The sequence below is a fragment of the Rhodoglobus aureus genome, from assembly GCF_039527955.1.
Classification (GTDB): domain Bacteria; phylum Actinomycetota; class Actinomycetes; order Actinomycetales; family Microbacteriaceae; genus Rhodoglobus; species Rhodoglobus aureus.
In genome coordinates, this window is the sequence record NZ_BAAAKW010000041.1 from 1 (window position 1) to 817 (window position 817).

An 817-nucleotide genomic window follows, 5' to 3' on the forward strand; every position below is an offset into this window, starting at 1 on the left:
TGGGAATAGCAAGTTGATTTGGCCCCGGGTTTGTCGTTTGATTCGGCCCCACCCCGGGTAGGGTTTTCTGGGTTGCCGTTGGTCGCGGCGGGTTAGCCTTTCTGTGCTTGCCGGGTGGTTTTGAGGCGGTAGGAATCGGTTCCGGTGTTGATGATGTGGCCGCGGAAGGTGAGCCGGTCCACGATGGCTGCGGCCAGTCGGGGGTCGGTGAAGGTTTGGCCCCACTGGCTGAAGTTAGCGTTCGAGGCGCACGCAATCGATGCTCGTTCCTCTCGAGCCGTGATGATCTGGAACAGCAGCTCCGCCCCGTGGGTATCGAGTTTGACGTAGCCAACCTCGTCAAGACACAGCAGGTCCAGGCGAGCGTATTTACCGACCAGCCGGGACAGTTCCTTGTTATCGGCGGCCTCGACGAGCTCGTTGACCAGCGCAGCGGTGGTGATGTATCGGACACGACGGCCTTGTTCCGCGGCAGCAGTGCCTAAACCGATGAGTAGATGCGTTTTGCCGGTGCCGGAATCCCCGAGCAGCACCAGTGGTTCACCGGCATCGATCCAGGAGCCGCCAGCCAGCTGGGTCATCGTTGCCGGCGGCAGATCGGGTATGTGTGCCAAATCCAGGTCTTCGAGTCGTTTCGGGCGTGGGAACTTGGCTTCTTTCACTCGTCGGTCGCGGCGCCGGTCCTCGCGCTGGTCGCATTCGAAGGTCAGCACCTCGGCCAGGTAACCCTGATGAGACAGCCGCGCTCGTGCCGCTTCCTCCGCCATCGACGCGGCGATCTTCGCTGTCCCCGTCAGATAAAGAGTTTTGCAGGCGG

Annotated in this window: 1 protein-coding gene; it reads right to left on the reverse strand. The window is 61.7% G+C overall.

Translation table 11 applies throughout. The features are described 5' to 3' along the window. Positions 1 to 92: 92 nt before the first annotated feature. The coding region (istB, locus tag ABD112_RS11530) for an IS21-like element helper ATPase IstB (protein ID WP_425563835.1) at positions 93 to 817 on the reverse strand (725 nt) is incomplete at its 5' end.